Origin of the sequence: Streptomyces lanatus (genome assembly GCF_014655715.1) — a bacterium.
In the GTDB taxonomy this organism is placed as follows: domain Bacteria; phylum Actinomycetota; class Actinomycetes; order Streptomycetales; family Streptomycetaceae; genus Streptomyces; species Streptomyces lanatus.
The window spans coordinates 1,157,985-1,184,021 of record NZ_BNBM01000001.1 but is presented as its reverse complement, the minus strand read 5'-3'; the positions used below and the strand labels follow the sequence as shown (position 1 = coordinate 1,184,021).

Genomic DNA, 26,037 nt, shown 5'->3' with positions numbered 1-26,037 from the left:
TAGTCCTCATCGATGCCTCGTTGACGCCGCTGAGCGAGATCACCCAGACTCAAATCCGAAATCGGGAATCGGATTTGCTCGCGCGACTGGAGGAGAATCGCGATGAGTACGCACGTCACCTCGTCCACCAGGCCCCAGGCCCTCTTTTCGCCGGGGGTGGCGCGATCCGCGGTATTTCCTGTGATGCGGCATCAGGTTTCCACGCTGGAGCCCTCCTTGGCCCGGATCTGCGGTTATCACCTGGGTTTCCTCGACGAACATGGTGACCCCGCAAGTGGGGGATACGGCAAACTCACCCGCGCCAGCCTCATGATGGCGGTGGCCGAAGGGGTCGGCCTGCGGCCGGAGGACGTACGGTCCCAGGCGGCGGCGGTGGAGTTGCTGCACAACGCGACGCTGGTGCACGACGACATCGCCGATGCGGACGACCTGCGCCGCGGCCGCCGGGCGGCGTGGAAGGTGTTCGGCACGGGCCAGGCGATACACGCCGGGAACGCGCTGCAGATTCTCGGGCTGCGGATGGTCGTGGACGACTCCGGACCCGGCCACAGGGAAATCGCCAGTACGTTCACCGAGGCCATCGGATTGGTGCACGCGGGTCAAGCTCGCGAACTCACCATTCGGCCCGGTTCGGACGCCGGAATCGCGGCGTACGAACAAATGGTGAAGGAGAAGGCTTCGGCACTGCTGGAGTGCTCACTGGCGACGCCGGCAATGCGCGCGGAACGGCCGGAAAATGTCCTGGCGGCGCTGCGTGATTCAGGCCGGCACCTGGGCATCGCTCTGCAGATCTTCAATGACGTGGAGGACATCTGGGGCGATCCGGCGGTGACCGGAAAACCGATCCGGGGAGATATCCGGCGGCGTAATCCGACCTTCCCCGTGCTGGTCGCCATGGCCACCGACAACCCGGCCGCGAACCGGCTGAGCCGTGCGTGGCACGCCGAGAGCACCACGGACGCGCATCTGCAGGCGATGGCCGACCTCATCGACGAGGCCGGCGGCCGGCACACGGCCGAGCGGCTGTCCCGCCACCATCTCGACTCGGCTGTCGAACACCTCGGACGAGCCGGACTGTCCCCGACCGCGACCACCGAACTGACCACGCTGTTCGACCGCATCGTCAATCGCACAACATGACCCGCGCCGCCCCACAGAAGCGGCATGTTGATTGGAGTTCACCATCATGACCACCACCCAGGACACCTCGGTTCGCCCCGTCATCCGCAGCGAGTTCGAGCGCCGGGCGCAGGCTCACTACGAGACCAAGACCCAGGACCCGATCAACCTGCTGCTGGGCGAGGAGGACGGGCTGTACCACCACCACTACGCCGTCGGTCCCTACGACAAGTCCGTGCTGGAGGTTCCCCGGCCCGAGCGGGACGCGGCGATCCTCGCGGAGATGACCCGCATGGAGAACGAGCAGGTCGAGCTGGTACTGCACGGGCTGGCCCCGCTCTCGCCCGACGCGAGGGTGATGGACGGCGGATCGGGCCGCGGCGGCACGGCCTTCCTCGTCAACCGGCGGTTCGGGTGCGAGGTGGTCGGGGTCAACTTCTGCGCCCACCACATCGAGTTCGCCGAGCGCCTCGCCAAGGAGAAGCACGGCTGCGACGACAAGGTGTCCTTCAAGTACGCCAACATGTGCGACACCGGTCTGCCCGCCGACTCGTTCGACGCCGTGTACACCAACGAGACCACCATGTACGTCGACCCCGCGGAGGCCTTCGCGGAGTTCGCCCGGGTGCTGCGCCCGGGAGGCCGCTACGTCTGCGTCACCTGGTGCGCCAACGACGCCGTGTCGACCACCAGCGAGGCGGTGAAGGCCATCGACGACCACTACGACTGCCACATCAACAACCGCAGCGACTACTTCAAGGCGCTCGCCGACAACCACCTCGTGCCCTCGCAGGTCTGGGACCTGACCCAGGAGGCCATCCCCCACTGGGAGCTGCGATCCCACTGGGGCCTGGCCACCGGTGTGGAGCAGCCGTTCCTCGACGCGCACCGGAGCAACGAACTCAACTACATAGTCGTGGTCGCCGAGTACACGCCGCCGGCGTAGTCGCCCTCATCGCGCACGGCGGGTGCCCTCGCCCGAGTGGCGCCCGCCCGCCAGGGCCGGGTCACAACGATGTGGAGGTTGTCAGTGAACGCACCAGCTCAATTGCCCTTCGAGCAGACGCACCTGTTGCATGTCGCGCCACTGCTGCGCACGCTCCAGTCCGAGGGCACGGTCCATCGCGTTCGTACCCCCGAGGGGGACGAGGCATGGCTGGTCACCGGCCATGCCGAGGTACAGCGGTTGTTGGACGACGACCGGCTCAGCCGCTCCAATCCCGACCCGGGCGCGGCCCGAGACAGCGGGGCCGCGCTGCTCGACAGCCTGCTGGGCGGCTTCGCCACCGACCACGCCCGGCTGCGTGCGCTGCTGGAGCCGCACTTCGCACCCGAGCGCATGCGGGCGCTGCGCTCCCACGTCGAGACACTCACCGAGCGGCTGCTCGACGAGTTGGCCGGGCAGGCGCCGCCGGTGGATCTGCGCCAGGCACTGGCATTACCGCTGCCGATTCTGGTGATGTGCGAATGGCTCGGCGTGCCCCACGAGGACAAGGACCGGTTCGGCAGCTGGACCCAGGACGCCGCCAATGTGGGGGACCGGATCCGATCCAAGCAAGGCATGGCCGAGCTGTTCGGCTACTGCCAGAAACTCATCGCGCACAAGCGGCAGAACCCCGGCGACGACGCGATCTCCAGGCTGTGCGCGACCGAGGGCATCAGCGACACGGAAGTCGTGGGCCTGACCGCGTTGTTGCTGTTCGGCGGATACGAGACCACGGTGGCCCGCATCGGCACGGGAGCGTTGCTGCTGCTGACCAACCCCGAGCAACGGCAGGCTTTGCTGGATGACCCGGGCCTCGTCCCGGGCGCGGTGGAGGAAATCCTCCGTCGGTCGATGCCGAACCCGCACAACGGCGGAATGCCCCGCTATGCGCTGACGGACCTGGAGATCGACGGAACCACCATCCGGACCGGCGAACTCGTGCTGCTGAACATCATCGCGGCCAACCACGACCAGACGGTGTTCACCGACCCCGAGCGGGTCGATGTCACCCGCGAAACCGCGGGCAGCCTCACCTTCGGCCATGGCACGCACTACTGTGTCGGCGCCCCGCTGGCCCGGATGCAGCTCCAGGTGGCGCTCGCCCGACTCGTCGCACGCTTCCCGACCATGCGGCTCGCCGTCGACGTGGCGGAACTGAAACTGCGTCACGACACGTTGCTCGGCGGCCTGGTCGAACTTCCGGTGACGTGGTGAGCAGCACCCCGGCGGCGGTGAGCCGCGACAATTCCCCCATGCTGCAGCGGATATCCGCGCACATGGTCAAGAAGAGCCCGGATTCGATTCGCTCCTATCTCATATTGATGCGGCTCCACGCGCCCACAGGCGTCGTGCTCTACCTCCTTCCAGGATTGTGGAGTCTCACCCTCGCCACCGAGCAACGCCCGGATCTGCTGGCGGTGGTATGGCTCGCCCTCGCGGCCGTACTGGTACGGGGAGCGAGCTGCGCGGTCAACGACGTCGTCGACAAGGACATCGACGCCCAGGTCGCCCGCACGGCGTCGCGTCCCGTCGCCGCCGGCACGATCAGTGTCGGAAAGGCTCTGCTGTTCGGCGCCGCACAGGCTGTGGCTTCTCTTGCGATCCTGGCGCTGATCAACACGGAAACGGCGCTGGTCGTGGGCGCCTCGTATCCGTTCCTTGTCGCGTACCCCTACATGAAGCGCATATCTCCGTGGCCCACGGCATGGCTGGCGTTGGTGATCAGCGTCTATCCGATGGCGGGCTGGACGGCGGTGACCGGGAGCGTGGACTATCCGCCTACCGTGTACGGCCTTTACGCCTGCGCTTTCTTCTGGACCCTTTTCCACGACACCGTCTACTCCCACCAGGACAAGGAGTACGACCGGAGCATCGGCGTCAAGTCCTCTGCTCTGATGTTCGGCGAATCCAGCAAGGCATGGCTGACCGTCTTCATCGTGCTGAGCGTCGCCGGCGCTTTGTGGGCCGGTATCGAGGCGGAGACGGGCTGGGCCTTCTACCCGCTCGTCGTGGGTGCGGGGGCGCTGCTGTCCTATCAGGTCGTACGAGTGAACCTGGACGATCCGCAATCCTGCTGGGACACCTTCGTCACCAACCGCTACTTCGGCTGGATCATTCTCGCGGCGACGATCGCCGGACAGTTCACCTGACAGAGCTGAATCCGCGGATCGAAGGATGGGATACAATGACAGATTCGATATGGCAGGGCGCCGATGTAGACCTGGACGCCTATCTCTCCCGTGTGGGATACGAGGCCGAAGTGGCTCCGGATCTCGGCACGCTACGGGGCCTGCATGCCGCTCATGTCGAGGCGATCGCCTTCGAGAACATCGACGCGGTGCTCGGGCGGGCGGTGCCGTTGGACCTGGACAGCGTCCAGGAGAAGATCGTTCGACGTGGCCGTGGCGGCCTGTGTCTGGAACAGGTCGTCCTGATGGCGGCCGTGCTGGACCGGATCGGGTTCACCTTCTCGGCGTTCGCGGCCCGCTCCCGGATCCGCACCGGAAACAAGTTGGGTCCCGCCGTCCATATCGCCCTGTGCGTCACGCTGGACGACGAACGGTGGCTCTTCGACGTGAGTTTCGGCGGATACGGGCTGCATGAGCCGATCCGCCTCGCCGAGGGCGCCCGGCTGGACGGCGATTGGCCTTTCGATGTGGTGCGGGAACCGCACGGCGAATACGTACTGCGATTCCTGCGGGCCGAGGGACCGGCGGAACTCTACGGATTCACCACCGACGCGCGCTATCCGGCGGACTTCGAGGTCCTGAACCACTACTGCCTGACCCACCCTCGCTCACCGTTCAACCACCGGGTGATCCTCCAGCGCACTCAGCCGAAGGTGCGGCACGTCCTCATCGGCAACACCCTCACGGAAATACGGCCCGGAGAGCCGGCGACCTTCCGGGAACTCGACGACGACGAGGCACTTTCCGCTCCCGGGAAGATCTTCGGGATCACCTTGGACCATAAGGATCACTATGGACGAGATGCTCGATGAAGGGGAGTTCGGGGCATTGCCCGTGGCGGAACGGCTGCGGTCGCTCCCGGAACACGATCCGAATGACCCGGTGGAGAACGCCGTCATCAGCAGGCTCGCCGACAACTGGTACCGGCGCGCCACGGTGAAGCGGCGGGAGGAGACCCTGGACGACGTGTTCGAGCGGGACAGGCCGGACTTTCCAGTGGCCCTGCTGCCTTTCCGGAATCACCCCACCTATCTCGGTCTCGACGACGAAATCAAGGCCAGGCTTCTCGCGTGGGGCTGGGTGGCGTTCAACAAGAACGTCATGGACATCGAGCAGTTCGTGGTCAACCCGGGGTTCAGTCTGATCGCCAAGGACGCCTTCGGTACAGGGCTGGGCGATTCCATGACCATCGCGGTCACACAGGCCATGGTCGACGAGCAGTACCACACGCTGATGCATCTGAACGCCAGCGCGGTGACGCGTCGGCAACGCGGCTGGCGTATGCCCGAGACCGCGCTTCCCCGCGGCTACAAGACACGCCGGCATACGCACCGGCTCGCCGCCGCCGAAACCCCTGAGCAGCAGGCGCTGGTCTCACTCGCCTTCACCACGGTCGCGGAAATCTCCATCAACGCCCATCTGGACCTCATCGCGGAGGACCACGAGATCCAGCCCGTCAACCGCATGACGGCCGTCCTGCACAACCGCGACGAATACTGTCACGCCTCGATCGCCAACACCGTCGTCCAAGAAGCATGGAAGCGATTCACCGCAGAACAGCGCGGCTGCTTCCTGACCGAACTGGCCGACGGGATGGAGGCGTTCGCCGCCCATGACTTCACGACCTGGGCGCGGATCATGGAATTGCTCGAAGTGGAGGGAGGCGCGGAGATGCTGCGCGACATCAAGAACACCTCCGGCAGCGGGCGGCTCCTTCAGGACTTCAGCGGATTGCGGCAGTTGTGCCAGGAACTGGATGTATTCGACTCGGTCCCCTTCGACTGGTCGACGGTGAAGACCGAAACCCCCTGACGCCCGCCCCTCACGCTGCGCACCGGGAGATTCCCGCACTCTCCATTCCTCCGCCTCCGACAACCACCTGGTGTTGACTCATGCGCGTGCTGCTCATCGACAATTACGACTCCTACACCTACAACCTGTACCAGCTCCTGGCGAAGGTGTACGGCAGCACGCCCGTCGTCGTACGGAACGATGCTGCGGCCTGGAGCCACCTCGATCTGGACGGCTTCGATGCCGCGGTCATCTCACCGGGACCCGGGCACCCGGCCGTCCCCCGTGACTTCGGCCGCTCCCGCGACATCCTGGCGGACACCCGGCTTCCGGTCCTGGGCGTGTGCCTAGGACACCAGGGCATGGGACTGCTGGCGGACGCGCGGATCACCCCGGCACCGCAGCCCCGGCACGGCCACCTGTCCACGATCCGGCACAGCGGCGACGGCCTCTTCGCGGGCATCCCGCAGGAGTTCACCGCCGTGCGCTACCACTCGCTGAGCATCGCGGAACCCGTGCCCGCCCACCTGGAGATCACCGCCCGCGCCGAGGACGGCGTGGTCATGGGCCTGGCCCACCGCGATCGGCCCTGGTGGGGCGTGCAGTTCCACCCGGAGTCGATCTGCACGGAGCACGGCGCCCTCCTCGTGGCGAACTTCCGTGACCTGGCCCTCGCCCCGGGCACCCGCCAGGGCGGCGGCATCGGCACCAATGGCGTACGCGTGTCCGACGCACCGACGACCCCGCTCCCGCGCCCCGTGCGACTCCAGGCGCAGATCGGCACCCTGGACCGAGCCGTCGACACCGAGGCCGCGTTCCAGGCCCTGTACGGCGCCGACGCACGCTCCTTCTGGCTCGACAGCTCACATGTCGAACCCGGGCTGGCCCGCTTCTCCTTCTTCGGCTCCGCGGCGGCGCCCGGAGCCGAGATGCTCACCTACCGGGTGGAGGACAAGCATGTCGTCGTGGATCCCGCGGGAGGCGTTCCCCGTCTGGAGACCGGCACGATCTTCGACGCCCTCGACCGCCGCACCGGCCGAATGGTCGAGGGAGCCGAGGAATTGCCCTTCGATTTCCTCGGCGGCTACGTCGGCTATTTCGGCTATGAATTGAAGGCCGATCTCGGCGCCCAGCACCCGCACCGGTCGAAGACCCCGGACGCCGTGTGGCTTCAAGCCGACCGTTTCATCGCCGTGGACCACGCCGAGAACCGCACGTACATCGTCGCCGTGTGCGAGCAGCAGGACCTGGTCGCCGCCGAGAAATGGATCAGTACGGTCATCCCCGTCCTGGCCGAGCTGCCCACGGCCCAGTCCGACACGTCTCCACCACCCCGCGCCGAGAACCATGAGGCGTCGCGGCGACTGGCCCGATCGCGCACCCAGTACCTCGCCGACATCCGTGAGTGCGATCGCCGACTGCGGGAGGGCGTGAGCTACGAGATATGCCTCACCAATAAACTCCATCTGCCCGCGCCGGCCAATGACTTCGCCTATTACCAGCGCCTGCGCCGCCTCAACCCCGCTCCCTACGCCGCATTCCTGCGCCTCGGCGAGGTCACGGTCCTCAGCTCGTCACCCGAGCGATTCCTCAAGGTGGACGCCGCTCGCACGGTGGAGACCAAACCGATCAAAGGAACAGCGCCCCGTCACCCGGATCCACGAACCGATGACGAGAGGCGGCGCTCATTGCAGATGGATCCCAAGACGCGCGCCGAGAACCTCATGATCGTGGACCTGCTCCGCAACGACCTCGGACGGATCTGCGAGGTCGGCAGCGTCACCGTCCCCTCGCTGATGGCGACGGAGTCGTACGCCACCGTGCACCAATTGGTCTCCACGGTCACCGGGACCCTGCGCGACGGAAAGTCCGCCGTGGACGCCGTACGCGCCTGCTTTCCCGGCGGATCCATGACGGGAGCACCGAAGCTGCGCACCATGGAAATCATCGACACCTTGGAGGGTGAGGCCCGCGGAGTCTATTCCGGAGCCCTCGGTTTCATCGGATACACCGGGACCACCGACCTCAGCATCGTCATCCGCACCGCGGTGAGCCACGACGGCGAACTGACCATCGGTGCGGGTGGAGCCATCGTCCTCGACTCCGATCCCGACGCGGAGTACGAGGAAATGCTGCTCAAGGCCGAATCGACCCTGCGGGCACTGCCGAAGGCGAGGGTCTCGGGCTCGTAGCTGCCGCGGCCCGGCGGGCGACCCGGCCGTCGGCCGCCGGCTCGGCCGGGCGGGTGTCCCGCTCCCCCCCCACGACAGCCACGCAGCCACCACAGTCCTTGCGACCACCTGCTGCGCTCGTCTGCGGCGGAAGGATGCTCATGCCCCCACCACAACTGCCCTGCCACGACACCCACCCGGCACCGCCCGCGCCCACCGCACGGACCGGTCGCCCGCGAAGCCCGGACCTGACCACGCTCGGCGGCCCCCACGACGTGCGTGCCCTGCCGGCCGGGCAACTCGCCGCCCTGGCCCGGGACATCCGTACGTTCCTCATCGAGAAGGTCTGTGCGTCGGGCGGCCATCTGGGCCCCAACCTGGGCATGGTGGAACTGACCATCGCCCTGCACCGCGTCTTCGACTCACCACGCGACGCGATCCTCTTCGACACCGGCCACCAGGCCTATGTCCACAAGATCCTGACCGGACGCGCCGCCGACTTCGACCGGCTGCGCCAGGCCGGCGGACTCTCCGGCTATCCCTCGCGCGCCGAGTCCGCGCACGACTGGAGCGAGAACTCCCACGCCTCCGCCTCCCTCTCCTACGCCGACGGCCTGGCCAAGGCCCATGAACTGCGCGGACACCGGGACCGGTCGGTGGTCGCCGTCATCGGCGACGGAGCCATGACCGGCGGCATGGCCTGGGAAGCGCTCAACAACATCGGCGCCGGGGAGCTCCCGGTCGTCGTGGTCCTCAACGACAACGGCCGCTCCTACGCCCCCACCACCGGCGCCCTCACCAACCAACTGGACGCCCTGAAGCACTCCGGGGCCGTATCGGACGGGGCGGGCGCGAATCTGTTCACCCGGATCGGCTTCACCTACCTGGGCCCCGTCGACGGCCACGACACCGCGGCCCTGGAGGCCGTACTGGAGCAGGCCCGCCGCCTGCGCCGGCCCGTACTCGTCCACGCGGTGACCGTCAAAGGCTGGGGATTCGCGCCGGCCGAGGACGACGAGGCCGACTGTCTGCACGCGGTGGGCACCGTGGACGCGGCCACCGGCATGCCCGCACCCGCCCCCGCCTCCGGGCCGCCCGCCGTGTCGTGGACCAGCCTCTTCGGGCAGGCCCTGCTCGAACTGGCCGGTGAACGCGAGGACTTGGTGGCCATCACCGCCTCCATGCTCCGCCCCACCGGCCTGTATTCGATGGCGGTGAAGTACCCCGAGCGGGTCTTCGACGTCGGAATCGCCGAGCAGCACGCCGTCACCTCCGCGGCCGGACTGGCCATGGGCGGCTTCCACCCCGTCGTCGCCCTCTACTCCACCTTCCTCACCCGCGCCGCCGACCAGGTCCTCATGGACGTCGCCCTGCACCGGCTGCCGGTCACCTTCGTCCTGGACCGGGCCGGCATCACAGGACCCGACGGCGCCTCGCACCACGGCATGTGGGACGCCTCCCTCCTCGGCATCGTGCCCGGCCTGCGGCTGGCGGTGCCCCGGGACGGCGGCCAACTGCGGTCGCTGCTGCGGGAAGCCACCGCGCACGAGGGGCCCACCGCCCTCCGCTTCCCCAAGGGCAGGGCCGGGCAGGACCTGGCGGCCGTACGCAGCGCCGGGAGCGTGGACGTCCTGTCGGAGTCCGGGGTCCGTGACGTCCTCCTGGTCTCCTACGGCCCGCTGGCCCCCATGTGCCTGAAGGCCGCCGCCCGGCTCACCGAGCAGGGGATCGGTGTGACCGTCGCCGACCCGCGCTGGGCGACACCCGTCGCACCCGAACTGCTCGACATGGCCGCCCGGCACCGGCTGGTAGTCACCGTCGAGGACAACTCCCGCACCGGCGGTGTCGGCAGCACCCTCGCCCAGACCCTCCGCGACCACGCGATCACCGTCCCCGTCCACAATCTGGGGCTGCCGCGCGCCTTCCTCACCCACGGCCCACGCGACCAGCTGCTGGCCGACGCCGGCCTGACGCCCTCGCAGATCGCCCACGCGGTGCTGCGCGCCCGGGCCGGAAAACCCCTCAAGCAGACCGCCTCCACCGGTGGGAGCCCCCAATGACAGCCGTGGACCTCCCCCTTCCCGCTGTTCCGCCCGCGCCGGCGCGGCGCAGCAGCCGGCAGATCCATGTCGCCGGTGTCCCGGTGGGCGGCGACGCACCGGTCTCCGTCCAGTCCATGACCACCACCCCCACCGCCGACGTGGACGCGACGCTCCAGCAGATCGCCGAACTGACCGCGGCCGGCTGCGAGATCGTACGCGTCGCGGTGCCGTCCCAGGACGACGCCGACGCCCTGCCCGCGATCGCCGCGAAGTCGAAGATCCCCGTCGTCGCCGACATCCACTTCCAGCCCCGCTACGTCTTCGCCGCCCTGGACGCCGGCTGCGCCGCGGTCCGCGTCAACCCCGGCAACATCAAGGCCTTCGACGACAAGGTCAAGGAGATCGCGACGGCCGCCGCCGCGGCCGGGGTACCCATCCGCATCGGTGTCAACGCGGGCAGCCTGGACCGGCGGCTGCTGGCCAAGTACGGCAAGGCCACCCCCGAGGCGCTGACGGAGTCCGCGCTGTGGGAGTGCTCCCTGTTCGAGGAGCACGGCTTCACCGACCTGAAGATCTCCGTCAAGCACCACGACCCCATGACCATGGTCGCCGCCTACCGCCACCTCGCCGCCGCCTGCGACTACCCCCTGCACCTGGGCGTCACCGAAGCCGGCCCGCCACCCCAGGGCACCGTCAAATCCGCGACCGCCTTCGCGATCCTCCTGAACGAGGGCATCGGCGACACCATCCGCGTCTCCCTCACCGCACCCCCCGTCGAAGAGGTCAAGACCGGCCTGCAGATCCTGCAGTCGCTGGGACTGCGCGCCCGCCGGCTGGAGATCGTGTCCTGCCCCTCCTGCGGCCGGGCCCAGGTCGACGTCTACTCCCTCACCGAACGCGTCACCGCCGCCCTGGACGGCTTCCCCCACCCGCTGCGCGTCGCGGTCATGGGCTGTGTCGTCAACGGTCCCGGCGAAGCACGCGAGGCCGACCTCGGTGTCGCCTCCGGCAACGGCAAGGGCCAGATCTTCGCCAAGGGCGAGGTCGTCAGGACCGTCCCCGAGTCGAAGATCGTCGACGCCCTCGTCGAGGAAGCGATGCGGCTGGGCGAACAACTCGCCCTGGAATCCGCGGAGGAGGAGAGCCCGACGTGAGCGCACCGGCCCCGGCCACCCTGTTCGGAGACACCGCCGCCCCGCCCCTCCCCATCACGGCCGTACCGCGCTCCCTGGCCTTCACCACAACGTCGAGGACCACATGACCAACCCGCCCGCAGCGTCCGAACCGGCCGCACGCCCCCGCCGCGTACTGCTCGCCTCTCCCCGCGGCTGGTGCGCGGGCGTGGACCGCGCCGTGCTCACCGTCGAGAAGGCCCTGGAACAGTACGGGCCGCCCATCTACGTCCGCCACGAGATCGTCCACAACAAACACGTCGTGCGGACCCTCCAGGACAAGGGCGCCGTCTTCGTCGAACGAACCGACGAGGTGCCCGAGGGCGCCATCGTCGTGCTGTCCGCTCACGGCGTCGCCCCGACCGTCCACGCCGAGGCCGCCGAGCGGGGCCTCGCGACCATCGACGCGACCTGCCCGCTGGTCACCAAGGTCCACCGGGAAGCCGTCCGCTACGCACGGGAGGACTACGACATCCTCCTGATCGGCCACGAAGGGCACGAGGAGGTCATCGGCACCAGCGGCGAGGCCCCCGACCACATCACCGTGGTCGACGGCCCCGACGACGTCGCCGGCCTCTCGGTGCGCGACGAGTCCAAGGTCGTATGGCTCTCCCAGACCACCCTGTCCGTCGACGAGACCATGGAGACCGTCGACGCCCTCAAGGAACGCTTCCCGAACCTGGCCTCCCCGCCCAGCGACGACATCTGCTACGCCACGCAGAACCGCCAGACCGCGGTGAAGAAGCTCGCCGAGGACGCCGACCTGGTCATCGTCGTCGGCTCCAGGAACTCCTCCAACTCGGTGCGCATGGTCGAGGTCGCCCTCGACGCCGGCGCGCCCGCCGCCCATCTGGTCGACTTCGCCCACGAGATCGACGAAGCCTGGCTGGACGGCGTCTCCACGGTGGGCCTGACCTCCGGCGCCTCCGCCCCCGACGTCCTGGTCGACGGCGTACTGCGCTGGCTCGCCGAGCGCGGCTACGACGAGGTCGAGACCGTGACGACCGCCGACGAGTCCATCGTCTTCGCCCTCCCGCACGAACTCCGTCGCCAGCTGCGATGACCGTGACCGACATGCGTAAGCCCGCCCTCCAACAACCCGACTGGGACGACCCGTCACAGGTACGGCGCATCCGCGAGGTACTGGCCGCCCGCCCGCCGCTGGTCGGCGCGGAGGACGTGCGGGTGCTGCGGACGCTGCTCGCCCGGGTGGCCCGCGGCGAGGCCCTGGTGATACAGGCCGGGGACTGTGCCGAGAACCCGGGGGAGTGCGACGCCGAGCATGTGGCGCGCAAGTCCGCGGTGCTCGACCTGCTCGCGGCGACGCTGACGACGGCCACCCGCAAGCCGGTCGTACGGGTCGGGCGCATCGCGGGCCAGTTCGCCAAGCCGCGGTCCAGGCCCTTCGAACGGATCGGCGACCTGGAACTGCCCGTCTACCGGGGCCACATGGTCAACGGCCCCGAGCACGACCCGGAGAGCCGTCGGCACGATCCGCTGCGCCTGCTGACCTCGTATCTCACGGCCTGCGACGTCATGGAGCACCTGGGCTGGCGCGGACCCGCGGCCCACGCGCCCCGACCCCTGGTCGAGACCCGCTTGTGGACGAGCCACGAGGCCCTCGTCCTCGACTACGAACTGCCTATGCTCCGCGCGCTGGACGACGGCCGCCGCTGGCTCGGCTCCACGCACTGGCCCTGGATCGGCGAACGGACCCGCCAACTCGACGGCGCCCATCTCGACCTGGCCGCCGGCATCGTCAACCCGGTCGCCGTGAAGGTCGGTCCGGCCATGACCCGGGAGGAGATCACCGTCCTGTGCGAACGGCTCGATCCGCTGCGCGAACCGGGCCGGCTCACCCTCATCGCCCGGATGGGCGCCGACACGGTCACCGACCGGCTGCCCGCGCTGGTGGAGGCGGTACGGGTGGCCGGCCATCCGGTGATCTGGCTCAGCGACCCCATGCACGGCAACACCGTGATCGGCCCGGACGGACACAAGACCCGCCTGCTGGAGACCATGGCCCGGGAGATCCGCGGATTCCTCCGCGCCGTGACCGGCACCGGCGGCACGGCGGGCGGACTGCACCTGGAGACCACCCCCGACGACGTCCTCGAATGCGCCGAGGACGTCTCCGTGTACGAGGGGCAGCCCGTCCGCCGCACCAGCCTGTGCGACCCCCGGCTCAATCCGGACCAGGCGCTGTCGCTGGTCTCCGCCTGGTCACACGAGGAACGGGAGTTCGAGCACCTTGGCCAGTCCTCCGGAACATCGCGCTGACATGCTGTCCGCCATGGCGACCCTGAACGTGCTCCCCCTGGCCCTGACGGCGTACGGCCACTTCACGACGATGCGCGTCGACGCGGACGGCCGTGTCCGGGGCCTGTCCCTGCACATGGAGCGGCTGGTGAGGGACAGCCGGACCGTGTTCGGAACGGGCGTGGACACCGACCGTGTCCGTGTCCTGGTGCGCCAAGCCCTGGAGGACCGGGAGGCCCCCTGCACCGTCCGCGTCACCCACTTCGACCCCGGTATCGAACTGGCCCACCCCGAGGACGCCACCCGCCCCCAGATCCTGGTGACCGTACGACCCGCCGGCGCCCTGCCCCCGCCGCCCCTGACGGTGATGAGCGTGCGGTACGAGCGCGACCTCCCGCAGGTGAAGCACTGCGGGCTCTTCGGCGCCCTGCACACCCGCCGCACGGCACGTCTCCAGGGCTTCGACGACGCCCTCTTCCTCGGCCCCGACGACCACGTCTCGGAGGGCGGCACCTGGAACGTGGGCTTCATCGACGACCACGGCACCGTCATCTGGCCCGAGGGCCCCGTACTGCCCGGCGTGACCACGGCACTGCTCCAGCAGCGCACCGAGCACGAGGTCGCCCCCGTCACCCTCACGGACGCCAAGTCCATGCGGGCCGTCTTCGCGACCAACACCTCGATCGGCGTCCGGGCGATCTCGGCCATCGACGACACACCGATGGCCATCGAACACCCGGCGCTGGAGCGGCTGCGCGAGACGTACCTGGCCGTCCCGGGCGAGGAGTTGTAGGAGCGCCGGACCGCCGCTAGATGTCCCGGAAGATCTCGATCTGCGCCCCGATCGAGTTCAGCCGCTCGGCGAGGTCCTCGTAACCCCGGTTGATGACATACACGTTGCGCAGCACGGACGTGCCCTCCGCCGCCATCATCGCCAGCAGCACCACCACGGCGGGCCGCAGTGCGGGCGGGCACATCATCTCGGCGGCGCGCCAGCGGGTCGGGCCCTCGACCAGGACGCGGTGCGGGTCCAGCAGTTGCAGTCGGCCGCCGAGGCGGTTGAGGTCGGTGAGGTAGATCGCGCGGTTGTCGTAGACCCAGTCGTGGATCAGGGTCTTGCCGGAGGCGACGGCCGCGATCGCCGCGAAGAACGGGACATTGTCGATGTTCAGGCCCGGGAACGGCATCGGGTGGATCTTGTCGATCGGCGCCTCCAGCTTGGAGGGCCGCACGGTGAGGTCGACCAGTCGGGTACGGCCGTTGTCCGCGAAGTACTCGGGCGTACGGTCGTGGTCGAGGCCCATCTCCTCCAGGACCGCCAGCTCGATCTCCAGGAACTCGATGGGCACGCGACGCACCGTCAGTTCCGACTCCGTCACCACGGCGGCGGCCAGCAGGCTCATCGCCTCGACCGGGTCCTCGGAGGGGGAGTAGTCCACGTCCACGTCGATGGTCGGGACACCGTGGACGGTGAGGGTCGTGGTGCCGATGCCCTCGACCCGGACGCCGAGCGCCTCCAGGAAGAAACACAGGTCCTGGACCATGTAGTTGGAGGAGGCGTTGCGGATGACCGTGACGCCCTCGTGCCGAGCGGCGGCCAGCAGCGCGTTCTCCGTCACGGTGTCGCCGCGCTCGGTCAGCACGATCGGCCGGCCGGGACGTACGGCACGGTCGACGACGGCGTGGTACTGGCCCTCCGTCGCCGCGACGTCCAGGCCGAAGCGGCGCAGGGCGATCATGTGCGGCTCGATGGTCCGGGTGCCGAGGTCGCAGCCGCCGGCGTAGGGCAGCTTGAAGCGGTCCATGCGGTGCAGCAGCGGGCCGAGGAACATGATGATCGAGCGGGTGCGTACGGCCGCGTCGGCGTCGATCGCCGCCATGTTCAGCTCGACCGGCGGCACGATCTCCAGGTCGACACCGCCGTTGACCCAACGGGTGCGCACACCGATGGAGTTGAGGACCTCGAGGAGGCGGTAGACCTCCTCGATGCGCGCGACGCGGCGCAGCACCGTGCGTCCCTTGTTGAGCAGTGAGGCGCACAGCAGGGCCACGCAGGCGTTCTTGCTGGTCTTGACGTCGATGGAACCGGACAGCCGGCGTCCGCCGACGACCCTCAGATGCATCGGACCGGCGTAACCCAGCGACACGATCTCGCTGTCGAGGGCCTCACCGATCCGGGCGATCATCTCAAGGCTGATGTTCTGGTTGCCGCGCTCGATGCGATTGACGGCGCTCTGGGAGGTGCCGAGCGCCTCGGCGAGCTGCGTCTGTGTCCAGCCCCGGTGTTGCCGGGCGTCACGGATGAGCTTGCCGATGCGTACGAGGTAATCGTCTGCCATGAGGTTGAGGCTATCTCAGATATGAGATGGCACATGGCCAGGGGGGCCAATCGGGTGACGCGCCGTCAATGCCGCCTGAGGGGGCGGTTATGGCGTTCTGCTGTAATTTCTGGGCAAATCCATTAATGTCGTATGACATTCCTACCGGCGTGTCCCGGCGTGTCCCGGTGTGTCGGAAAACCGGAAGGGCCGGCCCGATGTCAGTGCGTCGAGCCGGCCCCTCCGGTGCGGTCGGTCCGTCCTCAGTCCGTGCCGGACTCCATCGCGGCACGGTCCAGGAGCGCGTCCTCCTCGGAGACCTCGCCGCGGGAGGCGATCGCCTCGGCGCCGCCCTCGGGCAGTTCCGGCATGGTGCCGATCAGGCCGGTCGCGGCGGCCTGCGAGGCGCCGACGGTGGGGCTGCCGGTGCCGATCAGACCGAGGCCGACGTACTGCTCCAGCTTGGCGCGCGAGTCGGCGATGTCGAGGTTGCGCATGGTGAGCTGGCCGATCCGGTCGACCGGGCCGAACGCGGAGTCCTCGGTGCGCTCCATGGAGAGCTTGTCGGGGTGGTACGAGAACGCCGGGCCCGTGGTGTCGAGGAGCGAGTAGTCCTCGCCGCGCCGCAGCCGCAGGGTCACCTCGCCGGTGACGGCCGCGCCGACCCAGCGCTGGAGCGACTCACGGATCATCAGCGCCTGCGGGTCCAGCCAGCGGCCCTCGTACATCAGCCGGCCGAGGCGCCGGCCCTCGTTGTGGTACTGGGCGAGGGTGTCCTCGTTGTGGATGGCGTTGACGAGACGCTCGTACGCGGCGTGCAGCAGCGCCATGCCGGGCGCCTCGTAGATGCCGCGGCTCTTGGCCTCGATGATCCGGTTCTCGATCTGGTCCGACATGCCGAGGCCGTGCCGGCCGCCGATGGCGTTGGCCTCCATCACCAGGTCGACGGGGGAGCCGAACTCCTTGCCGTTGATGGTGACCGGGCGGCCCTGCTCGAAGCCGATCGTCACGTCCTCGGTGAGGATCTCGACGGACGGGTCCCAGAACTTGACGCCCATGATCGGCTCGACGGACTCGACGCCGGTGTCCAGGTGCTCCAGGGTCTTGGCCTCGTGGGTGGCGCCCCAGATGTTGGCGTCCGTGGAGTACGCCTTCTCCGTGGCGTCCCGGTAGGGCAGGCCGTGGGCGACCAGCCACTCCGACATCTCCTTGCGGCCGCCGAGCTCGGTCACGAAGTTCGCGTCGAGCCACGGCTTGTAGATCCGCAGGTGGGGGTTGGCGAGCAGGCCGTAGCGGTAGAACCGCTCGATGTCGTTGCCCTTGTAGGTCGACCCGTCGCCCCAGATCTGGACGTTGTCCTCCAGCATCGCGCGCACCAGCAGCGTGCCGGTGACGGCGCGGCCCAGCGGCGTGGTGTTGAAGTACGCCCGACCGCCGGAGCGGATGTGGAACGCGCCGCAGGTCAGCGCGGCCAGGCCCTCCTCGACCAGGGCGGCACGGCAGTCGACCAGACGCGCCACCTCGGCGCCGTAGGTCTTGGCGCGGCCGGGCACCGAGGCGATGTCGGGCTCGTCGTACTGGCCGATGTCAGCGGTGTAGGTGCAGGGGACGGCGCCCTTGTCGCGCATCCAGGCGACGGCGACCGAGGTGTCGAGACCGCCCGAGAAGGCGATGCCGACGCGCTCGCCGGTGGGAAGGGAGGTGAGGACCTTGGACATAGGAAGAGTATGCATGAAGACGCATGGTCATGCAATGGGCGCATGTCGAAGCCCCGGGACATGAACATCCCGGCCCCATGTACTAGAGTTATCTCGACATCGAGATATCTGCCGAGGCGTACCGCAGCCGCAGTGTCGTCGGGTCCGACAGTAAGGGTTACCTAACTTAGCCTGACCTTAGTGGATCGGCCAAGACGTCGTGGCGGCAGGATGCGGTGGGAACGCGCACATCAATGAAGGAGACTGTCGTGTCGGCGAACAGCTTCGACGCCCGCAGCACGCTGAGCGTGGGTGACGAGTCGTACGAGATCTTCCGGCTGGACAAGGTCGAGGGCTCCGCGCGCCTCCCTTACAGCCTGAAGGTGCTGCTGGAGAACCTCCTCCGCACCGAGGACGGCGCGAACATCACCGCCGACCACATCCGCGCCCTCGGCAGTTGGGACTCCCAGGCCCAGCCGTCGCAGGAGATCCAGTTCACGCCGGCCCGCGTGATCATGCAGGACTTCACCGGCGTTCCCTGTGTCGTGGACCTCGCCACCATGCGTGAGGCCGTCGCGGCGCTCGGCGGCGACCCGGCGAAGATCAACCCGCTCTCGCCGGCCGAGATGGTCATCGACCACTCCGTCATCGCCGACAAGTTCGGCACCAACGACGCGTTCGCGCAGAACGTCGAGCTGGAGTACGGCCGCAACCGCGAGCGCTACCAGTTCCTGCGCTGGGGCCAGACCGCGTTCGACGACTTCAAGGTCGTCCCGCCCGGCACCGGCATCGTCCACCAGGTGAACATCGAGCACCTCGCGCGTACGGTCATGGTCCGCAACGGCCAGGCCTACCCCGACACCCTCGTCGGCACCGACTCGCACACCACCATGGTCAACGGCCTCGGCGTCCTCGGCTGGGGCGTCGGCGGCATCGAGGCCGAGGCCGCGATGCTCGGCCAGCCGGTCTCCATGCTCATCCCGCGCGTCGTCGGCTTCAAGCTCACCGGTGAGCTCACGCCGGGCACGACCGCCACCGACCTCGTGCTGACCATCACCGAGATGCTGCGCAAGCACGGCGTCGTCGGCAAGTTCGTCGAGTTCTACGGCGAGGGCGTGGCCGCCACCTCCCTCGCCAACCGCGCCACCATCGGCAACATGTCGCCGGAGTTCGGCTCCACGGCCGCGATCTTCCCGATCGACGCCGAGACCATCAACTACCTCAAGCTCACCGGCCGCTCCGAGCAGCAGCTCGCGCTCGTCGAGGCGTACGCCAAGGAGCAGGGCCTCTGGCTGGACCCGCAGGCCGAGCCGGACTTCTCCGAGAAGCTGGAGCTCGACCTCTCGACGGTCGTCCCGTCGATCGCCGGCCCGAAGCGCCCGCAGGACCGCATCGTCCTCGCGAACGCCGCCGAGCAGTTCAAGCAGGATGTCCGCAACTACGTGGACTCCGTGGACGAGGCGGGCCAGGAGTCCTTCCCGGCCTCCGACGCCCCCGCCGTCGCCCCGAACGGCGCCCCGTCCAACCCGGTCACCGTGACCGCCCCCGACGGCTCGACGTACGAGATCGACCACGGCGCGGTGACGGTCGCGGCCATCACCTCCTGCACCAACACCTCCAACCCGTACGTCATGGTCGCCGCCGCGCTGGTGGCCAAGAAGGCGGTCGAGAAGGGCCTGACCCGCAAGCCGTGGGTCAAGACCACCCTCGCCCCGGGCTCGAAGGTCGTCACCGACTACTTCGACAAGGCGGGCCTGACCCCGTACCTCGACAAGGTCGGCTTCAACCTCGTCGGCTACGGCTGCACCACCTGCATCGGCAACTCCGGCCCGCTGCCGGAGGAGGTCTCCAAGGCCGTCAACGACCACGACCTCGCGGTGACCTCGGTCCTCTCCGGCAACCGGAACTTCGAGGGCCGTATCAACCCCGACGTCAAGATGAACTACCTGGCCTCCCCGCCGCTGGTCGTCGCGTACGCCCTCGCGGGCTCCATGAAGGTGGACATCACACGTGACGCCCTGGGCGCCGACCAGGACGGCAACCCGGTCTTCCTGAAGGACATCTGGCCCTCCGAGGCCGAGGTCAACGACGTCGTGGCGAACGCCATCGGCGAGGACATGTTCTCCAAGTCCTACTCCGACGTCTTCGCGGGCGACGCCCAGTGGCAGGCCCTGTCGATCCCGACCGGCAACACCTTCGAGTGGGACGCCGAGTCGACGTACGTCCGCAAGCCCCCGTACTTCGAGGGCATGACGATGGAGACCACCCCGGTCTCGGACATCGCCGGCGCCCGCGTCCTGGCCAAGCTGGGCGACTCGGTCACCACCGACCACATCTCCCCGGCCGGTGCCATCAAGGCCGACACCCCGGCCGGCAAGTACCTCACCGAGCACGGTGTGCAGCGTCGTGACTTCAACTCCTACGGCTCGCGCCGAGGCAACCACGAGGTCATGATCCGCGGCACCTTCGCCAACATCCGCCTGCGCAACCAGATCGCGCCGGGCACGGAGGGCGGCTACACCCGCGACTTCACCCAGGCCGACGGCCCGGTGTCGTTCATCTACGACGCCTCGCAGAACTACCAGGCCGCCGGTACCCCGCTGGTCATCCTGGGCGGCAAGGAGTACGGCTCCGGCTCGTCCCGCGACTGGGCGGCCAAGGGCACCGCGCTCCTCGGCGTCAAGGCCGTCATCACCGAGTCGTACGAGCGCATCCACCGCTCGAACCTCATCGGCATGGGCGTCCTGCCGCTGCAGTTCCCGGCCGGCCAGTCGGCCGACTCGCTCGGCCTGACCGGCGAGGAGACCTTCTCCATCGCGGGCATCACCGAGCTCAACGAGGGCACCACCCCGAGCACGGTGAAGGTCACCACCGACACCGGTGTCGAGTTCGACGCGGTCGTCCGCATTGACACCCCCGGTGAGGCCGACTACTACCGCAACGGCGGCATCATGCAGTACGTGCTGCGCAACCTGATCCGCAAGTAGGCGGCAGGCCACGGCAGTTGAGGGCCGCATCCCCGGCGACGGGGGTGCGGCCCTTCGCCGTACCGGCGTCTGACCTCGGCGTTCTCGTCCCGTGACATCGCCAGGGCTCAGTCGGAACACAGGATTCCCTCAGCCGGCGGGGACAGGATCGAGACATGACCGCCACCGCCGCGTTCCGAAACGGCCGGCTGCATACGCGCCTGCTCCTCCTCATCGGCCTCACCCTCGTCGCCGTATGCACCGCGCTGGCGTTCACCGCGGTCTTCGTACAACGCGCCTATCTCCTCGGCGACCTGGACGACCGCGTCGAGACCGCCGCCGCACGGCTCCACCCCGGTCCGACGAACGACCTGAGCTTCCTCACGGACGGCGGCCACCCGGACGGCATGCTCGCCGCCCGGCTCGACGACGGCGGCGGCATCCTCGCCGCCGGGGTCGTGCGCCAGGACGCCTCACCGCGCGCCCTGACCGATGCACAGCGGACCGCCCTCGCGGACGTCGGCACCGACGGGGCGACGCACACCGCGAGCGTCCCCGGCCTCGGCACCTACCGGATCACCGTCGCCGAGAACGCCGGAGTGCGCGTCCTGGCCGGGCTCCCGACGGCCGACGTACAGCACATGATCCGCGGCATGCTGGCGGTCGAGGCAGCCGTCGCCGCGGCCGGTCTCGCCGTCGCGGGCGGCATCTGCGCGGTCGTCGTACGGCGCCAGCTGCGCCCCCTCGCCCGGGTCGCCGCCACCGCAGCCGAGGTCTCCCGCGCACCCGACGTCACGGGCCTCACCCGCGTCCGGATCGGGGACACCGACCCCGCCAGCGAGGCCGGCCAGGTCGGCGCCGCCCTCAACCGCATGATCGACCACGTCGAGTCCGCCACCCTCGCCCGCCGGCACTCCGAGGAACGCATGCGCCGCTTCCTCGCCGACGCCAGCCACGAACTGCGCACCCCGCTCGCCTCGATCGCGGGCTACGCCGAGCTGATGAACCACGGCCCCGGCCGTATCGAGCCGGTACTGGCCTGGCGCCGCGTCTCCGCGGAGTCGGCGCGTATGACGGGCCTGGTGGAGGACCTGTTGCTGCTGGCCCGGCTGGACGAGGGCAGGCCCCTGCACTCCACCGAGGTCGACGTGGCGGCGCTGGTCGCGGAGGCGGTCTGGGACGCGCGGACCGCCGGGAGCGGACACGACTGGCAGCTCGAACTCGGCCTGGACGACACCCCGTTGGCGCTCGGCGACGAGGCCGGGCTGCGCCAGGTGGTGGCCAACCTGCTGGCCAACGCGCGGATGCACACGCCGGCCGGCACGAGGGTCGTGGCGGCCGTGGAGTGCGCGCACGACCGGTGCGTCGTACGCGTCCGCGACGACGGCCCCGGCATCCCGCCCGCCCTGCTCCCCACGGTCTTCGACCGCTTCACCCGCGCCGACACCTCCCGCACCCGAAGCGCCCCGCACGACGGCGGGTCCGGTCTGGGTCTCGCCATCGTGGCGGCGATCGTCGCGGCGCACGGCGGTCATATCGAGGTCGAGAGCGAACCGGGCCGTACGGAGTTCACGGTACGGCTGCCGCGGGCTGTGCCGCTCCCAGGGGGGAGGTCGGCGGACGCGGCGGTGGGGCAGCGTGTCTGCGGTCACTGACGGAGCACCGTACGCATCGCCCGAAGCGGCGACAGGAAGGTGGGGACGGCACTCAGCGTCATGCCGACCGTACCGATCACCAGCGTGGCCGCGGCGCCGTACACCGAACCGAGCGTGCCACCCAGCAGCCCGCCCAGCGGAATCCCACCCCAGGAGACGAAACGGGCCGTAGCACTCACCCGCCCAAGGAGCCGGTCCGGTGCGAGGGTCTGCTGAAAGCTCGACTGGGCGACGACACGTACGACACCGCCGAGCGAGAGGCCCGCGAGCCCGACGGCAGCCATGTACACGCTCCACCCCGGGCGGGCCACCGCCATCACAGCCGTCGGCGGACAGGTCACGAGCGGCGCGAGCCAAATGACGGGCCCCTGCCCGATCCACCCCGCCACCTTGGTCGCCACCAGCGCACCAACCAGGGCGCCACATCCCATCCCCGACAGAACGAGGCCGATACCGAAGGACCCGAGCCCGATCTCCCTCTCCAGGAACACCAACAACATGGCTTGATACATGACCAGAGAGAGATTGAAGATCGCGTCACCCAGCATGATCCCGCGCAGCCCGGAATGCCGCAGCACGAATCGCAGCCCTTCCTTGATTTCCCTGCCCAGTTGAGAACGCCGACCCGGCGATTGCTGTATCTGCTCCCGCTCACGGATACCGAAGGCCAACACGCCCGACAGAGCCATCCCGACCGAACTCGCCAGCACCGTCGCGGGGGCGCCGATCCAGCCGACCATCGGCCCCGCGAGACCGGGCCCGCCGATACTGGTCACCGAGCGAATCGCCGAGAGCCGGGAATTCCCCTCCAACAGATTCCCGCGCCCCACCAGATGCGGCAGATAACTGACGTAGGCGACGTCGAAGAAGACGGTCAGCACGCCATGGACCAAGGCGACCGTGTAGAGCCACCAGATGGTCAGCAGATCCGCCCACCACGCCAAGGGCAGGGTGAGCAGGACCAGCGCTCTCGCCAGATCGGTACCGATCATCACCGACCGCTTCCGCATACGGTCCACCCACGCGCCGGCCGGCAGCCCGACCAGGAGCGTGCCGACGGTGGTCATCGTGGTCAGCAGTCCGACCTGGAACTCGTCGGCCCGCAACGCCGTGATGGCGACGAGAGGCAGGGCGAGAAATACGATGCGGTCGCCGAGTTGACCGAGGGCGGTGGCGGCGAAGAGCCGACGGAAGTCCGTATCCCGTAAAAGCGGCGTGCGAGTCACCGGCGTTTCCGCTCCACCGCGAACTCGTAGGCCACTTCCCGCCGTACGTCCGGAATGACCATGTCGGCGGTTTCCACCGGGCGCCGGTCGATGTCGTAGATGGTGCGCTCGATCAGGAGGACCAGATCCCCGACCCCGATCCCCAGAAGGTTGGCCTGTTCCCGGGTGGCACGGGCGGGCCGCGGCAATTCGATGACGGTATCGACCTCCACACCGATCGAGCCCATTCGCTCGACCACGCCCTTTCCCGCGAGCGGCCCCTTTTCGGGGAGCATGACCGGTGTTCCGTCCGTGATGGCCATCGGCTCCCAGGAGCGGGAGAGCTGGACCGGCTGGCCGTCGGCGAGAAACTCGTAATGAGTGCGGACACAGAGATCGCCGGGCGGGACGGCGAGCCGCTCGGCGATCGCCGCGGGAGCGGGAACCCGGACCTCACTGTGCGCGTCCCAGGTCCCGGCCCTGCCCCGTTCCCGCTCGGCGGCGAGCGAGGGAGCGCCGTGCCGCGAACGCACCATCCGCAGCCGCTCACGCGGCACCCGGACATACGTCCCCGAGCCCGCGCGCCCTTCGAGGAGGCCCTCGGCGATCAGCCGGTCCATGGCCCGCTGAGTGACGTTCCGCCCGACCCCGTACTCCTCGGCGAGGCGCGCCCGCGACGGCACCCGCTCGCCGATCGCCCACTCACCGGCGAGTATCCGCGCGCGCAGCGCGTCGGCCACGTCCAGGTAGGGCGCCTCTCGGGGCATGCGCGACTCTCCGGGTGCTAGTGATTCCAGGCGGAATGGGGAAGCTAGCGCACCGCCCGGAAGCTGCTGGAGCAGCACTACGCTCCGGTCAGCGCACCCGGCCGAGGTCCTTGCCGTACCAGATCTCCATGTACGGACCCGTGCAGTACGCCGGGATCTCGCGATAGCCGTGGCGGACGTAGAGCGAGCGGGCCTCGATCAGGTCCAGACGGGTGTTGAGGACCATCCGGGAGGCACCGAGCAGCAGGGCCTCGTCCTCCAGCAGCTCCAGCAGCAGCCCGGCGCCCTTCTTGCCGCGGAAGGCGGGACGCAGATACACGCGAGTGAGCTCGGCGCGCCCGGCGTCCAGCATCAACAGCCCACCGCAGGCGGCGGCCTCGCCGTCGAATCGGCCCACGACGAACTGGCCCGTCGGCGGGGTCAGTAGCTCGGCGCCGTCACCGGCCAGGCCCTCGTCGATCTCCTCGGAGGTCGCGGGCCGCTTCCAGTAACGGCTGGCGACCTCGTCGTAGTAGTCGCGGCGCAGGCCGGTCGCGTCCGCCGTGTCGAAGGGTTCGGGGGCCAGGTGCCAGAAGGTCATGACAGTCGTATAGCCGGGGTGCGACGCGGCCACCAACTGGTTTCCACCGGCCCGGTTCGGGGAGTGGGTGGGAGACAGCCGAAGAGCGAGGAGTGTCCCAAGTGATTCGAAAGCTGCAGGCGGTCGCGCTGGACTGTGCCGACCCGGAACGGCTCGCCGAGTTCTACGCGGAGCTGCTCGGCGGCCGGGTGGTGCCGAACCCCGAGGACGTCGACTGGGTGGAGGTGCAGGGATTCGAGGGGACACCGATCGCCTGCCAGCGCGTGGACGGCTACCGGCCGCCCGAATGGCCCGGCCAGGAGCGCCCCCAGCAGCTCCACCTGGACTTCGACGTGGACGACCTCGAAGGAGAGGAGAAGCGGGCGCTCGCCCTCGGCGCGACCCTGCTGGAGCCGACGGACCAGCTCCGCCCGGAGGCCAACTGGCGGGTCTACGCGGACCCGGCCGGCCACCCGTTCTGCCTCTGCCTCCACTGAGCCCACCACCCGGCCCCGGCTCCGCAATTCGTTTGCCGCAGGTCGGCCCGGTCGGATAGGAAGCTCGCATGCTGAAGGGGAACAAGGTAGGGCTGAGGGCTCGGCACGAGGACGACATACCGGTCCTGCTGACCGAGCTCTACGACGACGTGGTCAACTCCTCGCGGGCGGAAGCCGGGCCGTGGCGGCCGATCGTGCCCGGCTCGAAGGATCCGCGGCTCGTCGTGGACGACAAGGAGCAGGGGCGGGTCGCGTTCTCCGTGGTGGAGCTGGGGGGCGGGACGCTGATCGGCAGCGCGAACCTCTGGGGCATCGACAACCACAACCGGGGCGCGCACATCGGGCTGGGGCTGCTGCCGTCCGCGCGCGGCAAGGGATACGGCACCGACGTCGTCTCGGTGCTGTGCCACTACGGGTTCATCGTGCGTGGCCTGCGGCGACTGCAGATCGAGACGCTGGCGGACAATACGGCGATGCTGCGCTCCGCCGAACGCAACGGCTTCGTCCGCGAAGGCGTGCTGCGCTCCTCGGCGTGGGTCATGGGCGAGTTCCTGGACGAGGTACTGCTCGGGCTCCTCGTCCAGGAGTGGAAGCCGGGTTCGAAGGACTAGGGCCACCAACAGAGTCACGCGCCGGGCGTTTACA

General features: G+C 69.1%; 21 protein-coding genes. 16 read left to right on the top strand and 5 right to left on the bottom strand.

From position 1 onward, the window contains the following. Window positions 1–102: 102 nt before the first annotated feature. The 12 genes from IE325_RS05175 to IE325_RS05120 all read left to right on the top strand — a co-directional run bounded on the left by IE325_RS05175 (window position 103) and on the right by IE325_RS05120 (window position 14,521). Window positions 103–1,140: a polyprenyl synthetase family protein gene (locus IE325_RS05175; protein WP_190068439.1), complete on the top strand. Its 1,038-nt coding sequence runs from the start codon at window positions 103–105 to the stop codon at window positions 1,138–1,140. Window positions 1,141–1,186: 46 nt separating this feature from the next. Continuing rightward, on the top strand, window positions 1,187–2,065 hold the full coding sequence (locus tag IE325_RS05170; RefSeq protein WP_190068438.1) for an SAM-dependent methyltransferase: 879 nt from the start codon (window positions 1,187–1,189) through the stop codon (window positions 2,063–2,065). An 84-nt stretch (window positions 2,066–2,149) separates the two neighbouring features. Further along, on the top strand, window positions 2,150–3,319 hold the full coding sequence (locus IE325_RS05165; RefSeq protein ID WP_190068437.1) for a cytochrome P450: 1,170 nt from the start codon (window positions 2,150–2,152) through the stop codon (window positions 3,317–3,319). Continuing rightward, window positions 3,316–4,254 carry a 4-hydroxybenzoate octaprenyltransferase gene (locus IE325_RS05160; protein ID WP_229911653.1) on the top strand — a complete coding sequence of 313 codons (939 nt, stop codon included), beginning with the start codon at window positions 3,316–3,318 and terminating at the stop codon, window positions 4,252–4,254. Before IE325_RS05165 ends, IE325_RS05160 begins: the two co-directional genes overlap by 4 nt. Window positions 4,255–4,289: 35 nt before the next feature. Next, window positions 4,290–5,105, top strand: a complete 816-nt coding sequence (locus IE325_RS05155; protein WP_190068436.1) for an arylamine N-acetyltransferase family protein — start codon at window positions 4,290–4,292, stop codon at window positions 5,103–5,105. After that, the gene (locus IE325_RS05150; protein WP_229911652.1) at window positions 5,086–6,105 is read left to right on the top strand and encodes an AurF N-oxygenase family protein; all 1,020 of its coding nucleotides are present in this window, start codon (window positions 5,086–5,088) and stop codon (window positions 6,103–6,105) included. The genes IE325_RS05155 and IE325_RS05150 overlap by 20 nt, the downstream gene beginning before the upstream one ends. A gap of 80 nt (window positions 6,106–6,185) precedes the next feature. Then, window positions 6,186–8,276 carry an aminodeoxychorismate synthase component I gene (pabB, locus tag IE325_RS05145; RefSeq protein ID WP_190068435.1) on the top strand — a complete coding sequence of 697 codons (2,091 nt, stop codon included), beginning with the start codon at window positions 6,186–6,188 and terminating at the stop codon, window positions 8,274–8,276. A gap of 140 nt (window positions 8,277–8,416) precedes the next feature. After that, window positions 8,417–10,315, top strand: a complete 1,899-nt coding sequence (locus IE325_RS05140; protein ID WP_190068434.1) for a 1-deoxy-D-xylulose-5-phosphate synthase — start codon at window positions 8,417–8,419, stop codon at window positions 10,313–10,315. Then, window positions 10,312–11,451: a flavodoxin-dependent (E)-4-hydroxy-3-methylbut-2-enyl-diphosphate synthase gene (gene ispG, locus IE325_RS05135; RefSeq protein WP_190068433.1), complete on the top strand. Its 1,140-nt coding sequence runs from the start codon at window positions 10,312–10,314 to the stop codon at window positions 11,449–11,451. The genes IE325_RS05140 and ispG overlap by 4 nt, the downstream gene beginning before the upstream one ends. Window positions 11,452–11,554: 103 nt before the next feature. After that, window positions 11,555–12,532, top strand: a complete 978-nt coding sequence (locus IE325_RS05130; protein WP_190068432.1) for a 4-hydroxy-3-methylbut-2-enyl diphosphate reductase — start codon at window positions 11,555–11,557, stop codon at window positions 12,530–12,532. 11 nt (window positions 12,533–12,543) lie between these two features. Then, the gene (locus IE325_RS05125; RefSeq protein ID WP_229911651.1) at window positions 12,544–13,749 is read left to right on the top strand and encodes a 3-deoxy-7-phosphoheptulonate synthase; all 1,206 of its coding nucleotides are present in this window, start codon (window positions 12,544–12,546) and stop codon (window positions 13,747–13,749) included. Window positions 13,750–13,762: 13 nt separating this feature from the next. After that, on the top strand, window positions 13,763–14,521 hold the full coding sequence (locus IE325_RS05120) for an aminotransferase class IV (protein ID WP_229911650.1): 759 nt from the start codon (window positions 13,763–13,765) through the stop codon (window positions 14,519–14,521). A 16-nt stretch (window positions 14,522–14,537) separates the two neighbouring features. Here the strand turns inward: IE325_RS05120 and IE325_RS05115 are convergent, their stop codons facing one another. Together IE325_RS05115 and argG are read right to left on the bottom strand one after the other, a co-directional pair. After that, window positions 14,538–16,067, bottom strand: coding sequence for a helix-turn-helix domain-containing protein (locus tag IE325_RS05115; protein ID WP_190068429.1), 1,530 nt, complete (start codon window positions 16,065–16,067; stop codon window positions 14,538–14,540). Between the two features lie 242 nt (window positions 16,068–16,309). Then, entirely contained in the window at window positions 16,310–17,764 is a 1,455-nt protein-coding gene (gene argG, locus IE325_RS05110; RefSeq protein WP_190068428.1) for an argininosuccinate synthase, read from the bottom strand. 248 nt (window positions 17,765–18,012) lie between these two features. On the opposite strand from argG, the gene acnA reads away from it, so the two are divergent. Together acnA and IE325_RS05100 are read left to right on the top strand one after the other, a co-directional pair. Then, a complete protein-coding gene (acnA, locus tag IE325_RS05105; protein ID WP_308437620.1) occupies window positions 18,013–20,730 on the top strand; it encodes an aconitate hydratase AcnA in 2,718 nt (905 codons plus the stop codon). A 155-nt stretch (window positions 20,731–20,885) separates the two neighbouring features. Continuing rightward, window positions 20,886–22,364, top strand: coding sequence for a HAMP domain-containing sensor histidine kinase (locus tag IE325_RS05100; protein ID WP_190068426.1), 1,479 nt, complete (start codon window positions 20,886–20,888; stop codon window positions 22,362–22,364). On the opposite strand, the gene IE325_RS05095 is transcribed toward IE325_RS05100, so the two are convergent. The 3 genes from IE325_RS05095 to IE325_RS05085 all read right to left on the bottom strand — a co-directional run bounded on the left by IE325_RS05095 (window position 22,358) and on the right by IE325_RS05085 (window position 24,916). Beyond that, window positions 22,358–23,590 (bottom strand): MFS transporter, encoded by a 1,233-nt coding sequence (locus IE325_RS05095; protein WP_190068425.1) that lies wholly within the window; start codon window positions 23,588–23,590, stop codon window positions 22,358–22,360. The genes IE325_RS05100 and IE325_RS05095 overlap by 7 nt on opposite strands. Beyond that, on the bottom strand, window positions 23,587–24,336 hold the full coding sequence (locus tag IE325_RS05090; protein WP_190068424.1) for a GntR family transcriptional regulator: 750 nt from the start codon (window positions 24,334–24,336) through the stop codon (window positions 23,587–23,589). Before IE325_RS05090 ends, IE325_RS05095 begins: the two co-directional genes overlap by 4 nt. 88 nt (window positions 24,337–24,424) lie before the next feature. Next, window positions 24,425–24,916: a GNAT family N-acetyltransferase gene (locus tag IE325_RS05085; RefSeq protein ID WP_190068423.1), complete on the bottom strand. Its 492-nt coding sequence runs from the start codon at window positions 24,914–24,916 to the stop codon at window positions 24,425–24,427. 101 nt (window positions 24,917–25,017) lie between these two features. Here IE325_RS05085 and IE325_RS05080 point away from each other — a divergent pair, with 101 nt between their 5' ends. Continuing rightward, on the top strand, window positions 25,018–25,392 hold the full coding sequence (locus IE325_RS05080; protein WP_190068422.1) for a VOC family protein: 375 nt from the start codon (window positions 25,018–25,020) through the stop codon (window positions 25,390–25,392). Window positions 25,393–25,460: 68 nt separating this feature from the next. Beyond that, window positions 25,461–26,003, top strand: a complete 543-nt coding sequence (locus tag IE325_RS05075) for a GNAT family N-acetyltransferase (protein WP_190068421.1) — start codon at window positions 25,461–25,463, stop codon at window positions 26,001–26,003. Window positions 26,004–26,037: the final 34 nt, after the last annotated feature.

Excerpts from the sequence above, each read along its gene's own strand:
- IE325_RS05090 (WP_190068424.1), bottom strand. The coding sequence starts at position 24,336 with ATGCCCCGAGAGGCGCCCTACCTGGACGTGGCCGACGCGCTGCGCGCG.
- IE325_RS05120 (WP_229911650.1), top strand. The coding sequence starts at position 13,763 with ATGGCGACCCTGAACGTGCTCCCCCTGGCCCTGACGGCGTACGGCCAC.
- argG (WP_190068428.1), bottom strand. The coding sequence starts at position 17,764 with ATGTCCAAGGTCCTCACCTCCCTTCCCACCGGCGAGCGCGTCGGCATC.
- IE325_RS05100 (WP_190068426.1), top strand. The coding sequence starts at position 20,886 with ATGACCGCCACCGCCGCGTTCCGAAACGGCCGGCTGCATACGCGCCTG.
- IE325_RS05155 (WP_190068436.1), top strand. The coding sequence starts at position 4,290 with ATGACAGATTCGATATGGCAGGGCGCCGATGTAGACCTGGACGCCTAT.
- IE325_RS05150 (WP_229911652.1), top strand. The coding sequence starts at position 5,086 with ATGGACGAGATGCTCGATGAAGGGGAGTTCGGGGCATTGCCCGTGGCG.
- IE325_RS05115 (WP_190068429.1), bottom strand. The coding sequence starts at position 16,067 with ATGGCAGACGATTACCTCGTACGCATCGGCAAGCTCATCCGTGACGCC.
- IE325_RS05075 (WP_190068421.1), top strand. The coding sequence starts at position 25,461 with ATGCTGAAGGGGAACAAGGTAGGGCTGAGGGCTCGGCACGAGGACGAC.
- IE325_RS05125 (WP_229911651.1), top strand. The coding sequence starts at position 12,544 with ATGCGTAAGCCCGCCCTCCAACAACCCGACTGGGACGACCCGTCACAG.
- ispG (WP_190068433.1), top strand. The coding sequence starts at position 10,312 with ATGACAGCCGTGGACCTCCCCCTTCCCGCTGTTCCGCCCGCGCCGGCG.
- IE325_RS05140 (WP_190068434.1), top strand. The coding sequence starts at position 8,417 with ATGCCCCCACCACAACTGCCCTGCCACGACACCCACCCGGCACCGCCC.
- pabB (WP_190068435.1), top strand. The coding sequence starts at position 6,186 with ATGCGCGTGCTGCTCATCGACAATTACGACTCCTACACCTACAACCTG.
- IE325_RS05175 (WP_190068439.1), top strand. The coding sequence starts at position 103 with ATGAGTACGCACGTCACCTCGTCCACCAGGCCCCAGGCCCTCTTTTCG.
- IE325_RS05170 (WP_190068438.1), top strand. The coding sequence starts at position 1,187 with ATGACCACCACCCAGGACACCTCGGTTCGCCCCGTCATCCGCAGCGAG.
- IE325_RS05130 (WP_190068432.1), top strand. The coding sequence starts at position 11,555 with ATGACCAACCCGCCCGCAGCGTCCGAACCGGCCGCACGCCCCCGCCGC.
- IE325_RS05085 (WP_190068423.1), bottom strand. The coding sequence starts at position 24,916 with ATGACCTTCTGGCACCTGGCCCCCGAACCCTTCGACACGGCGGACGCG.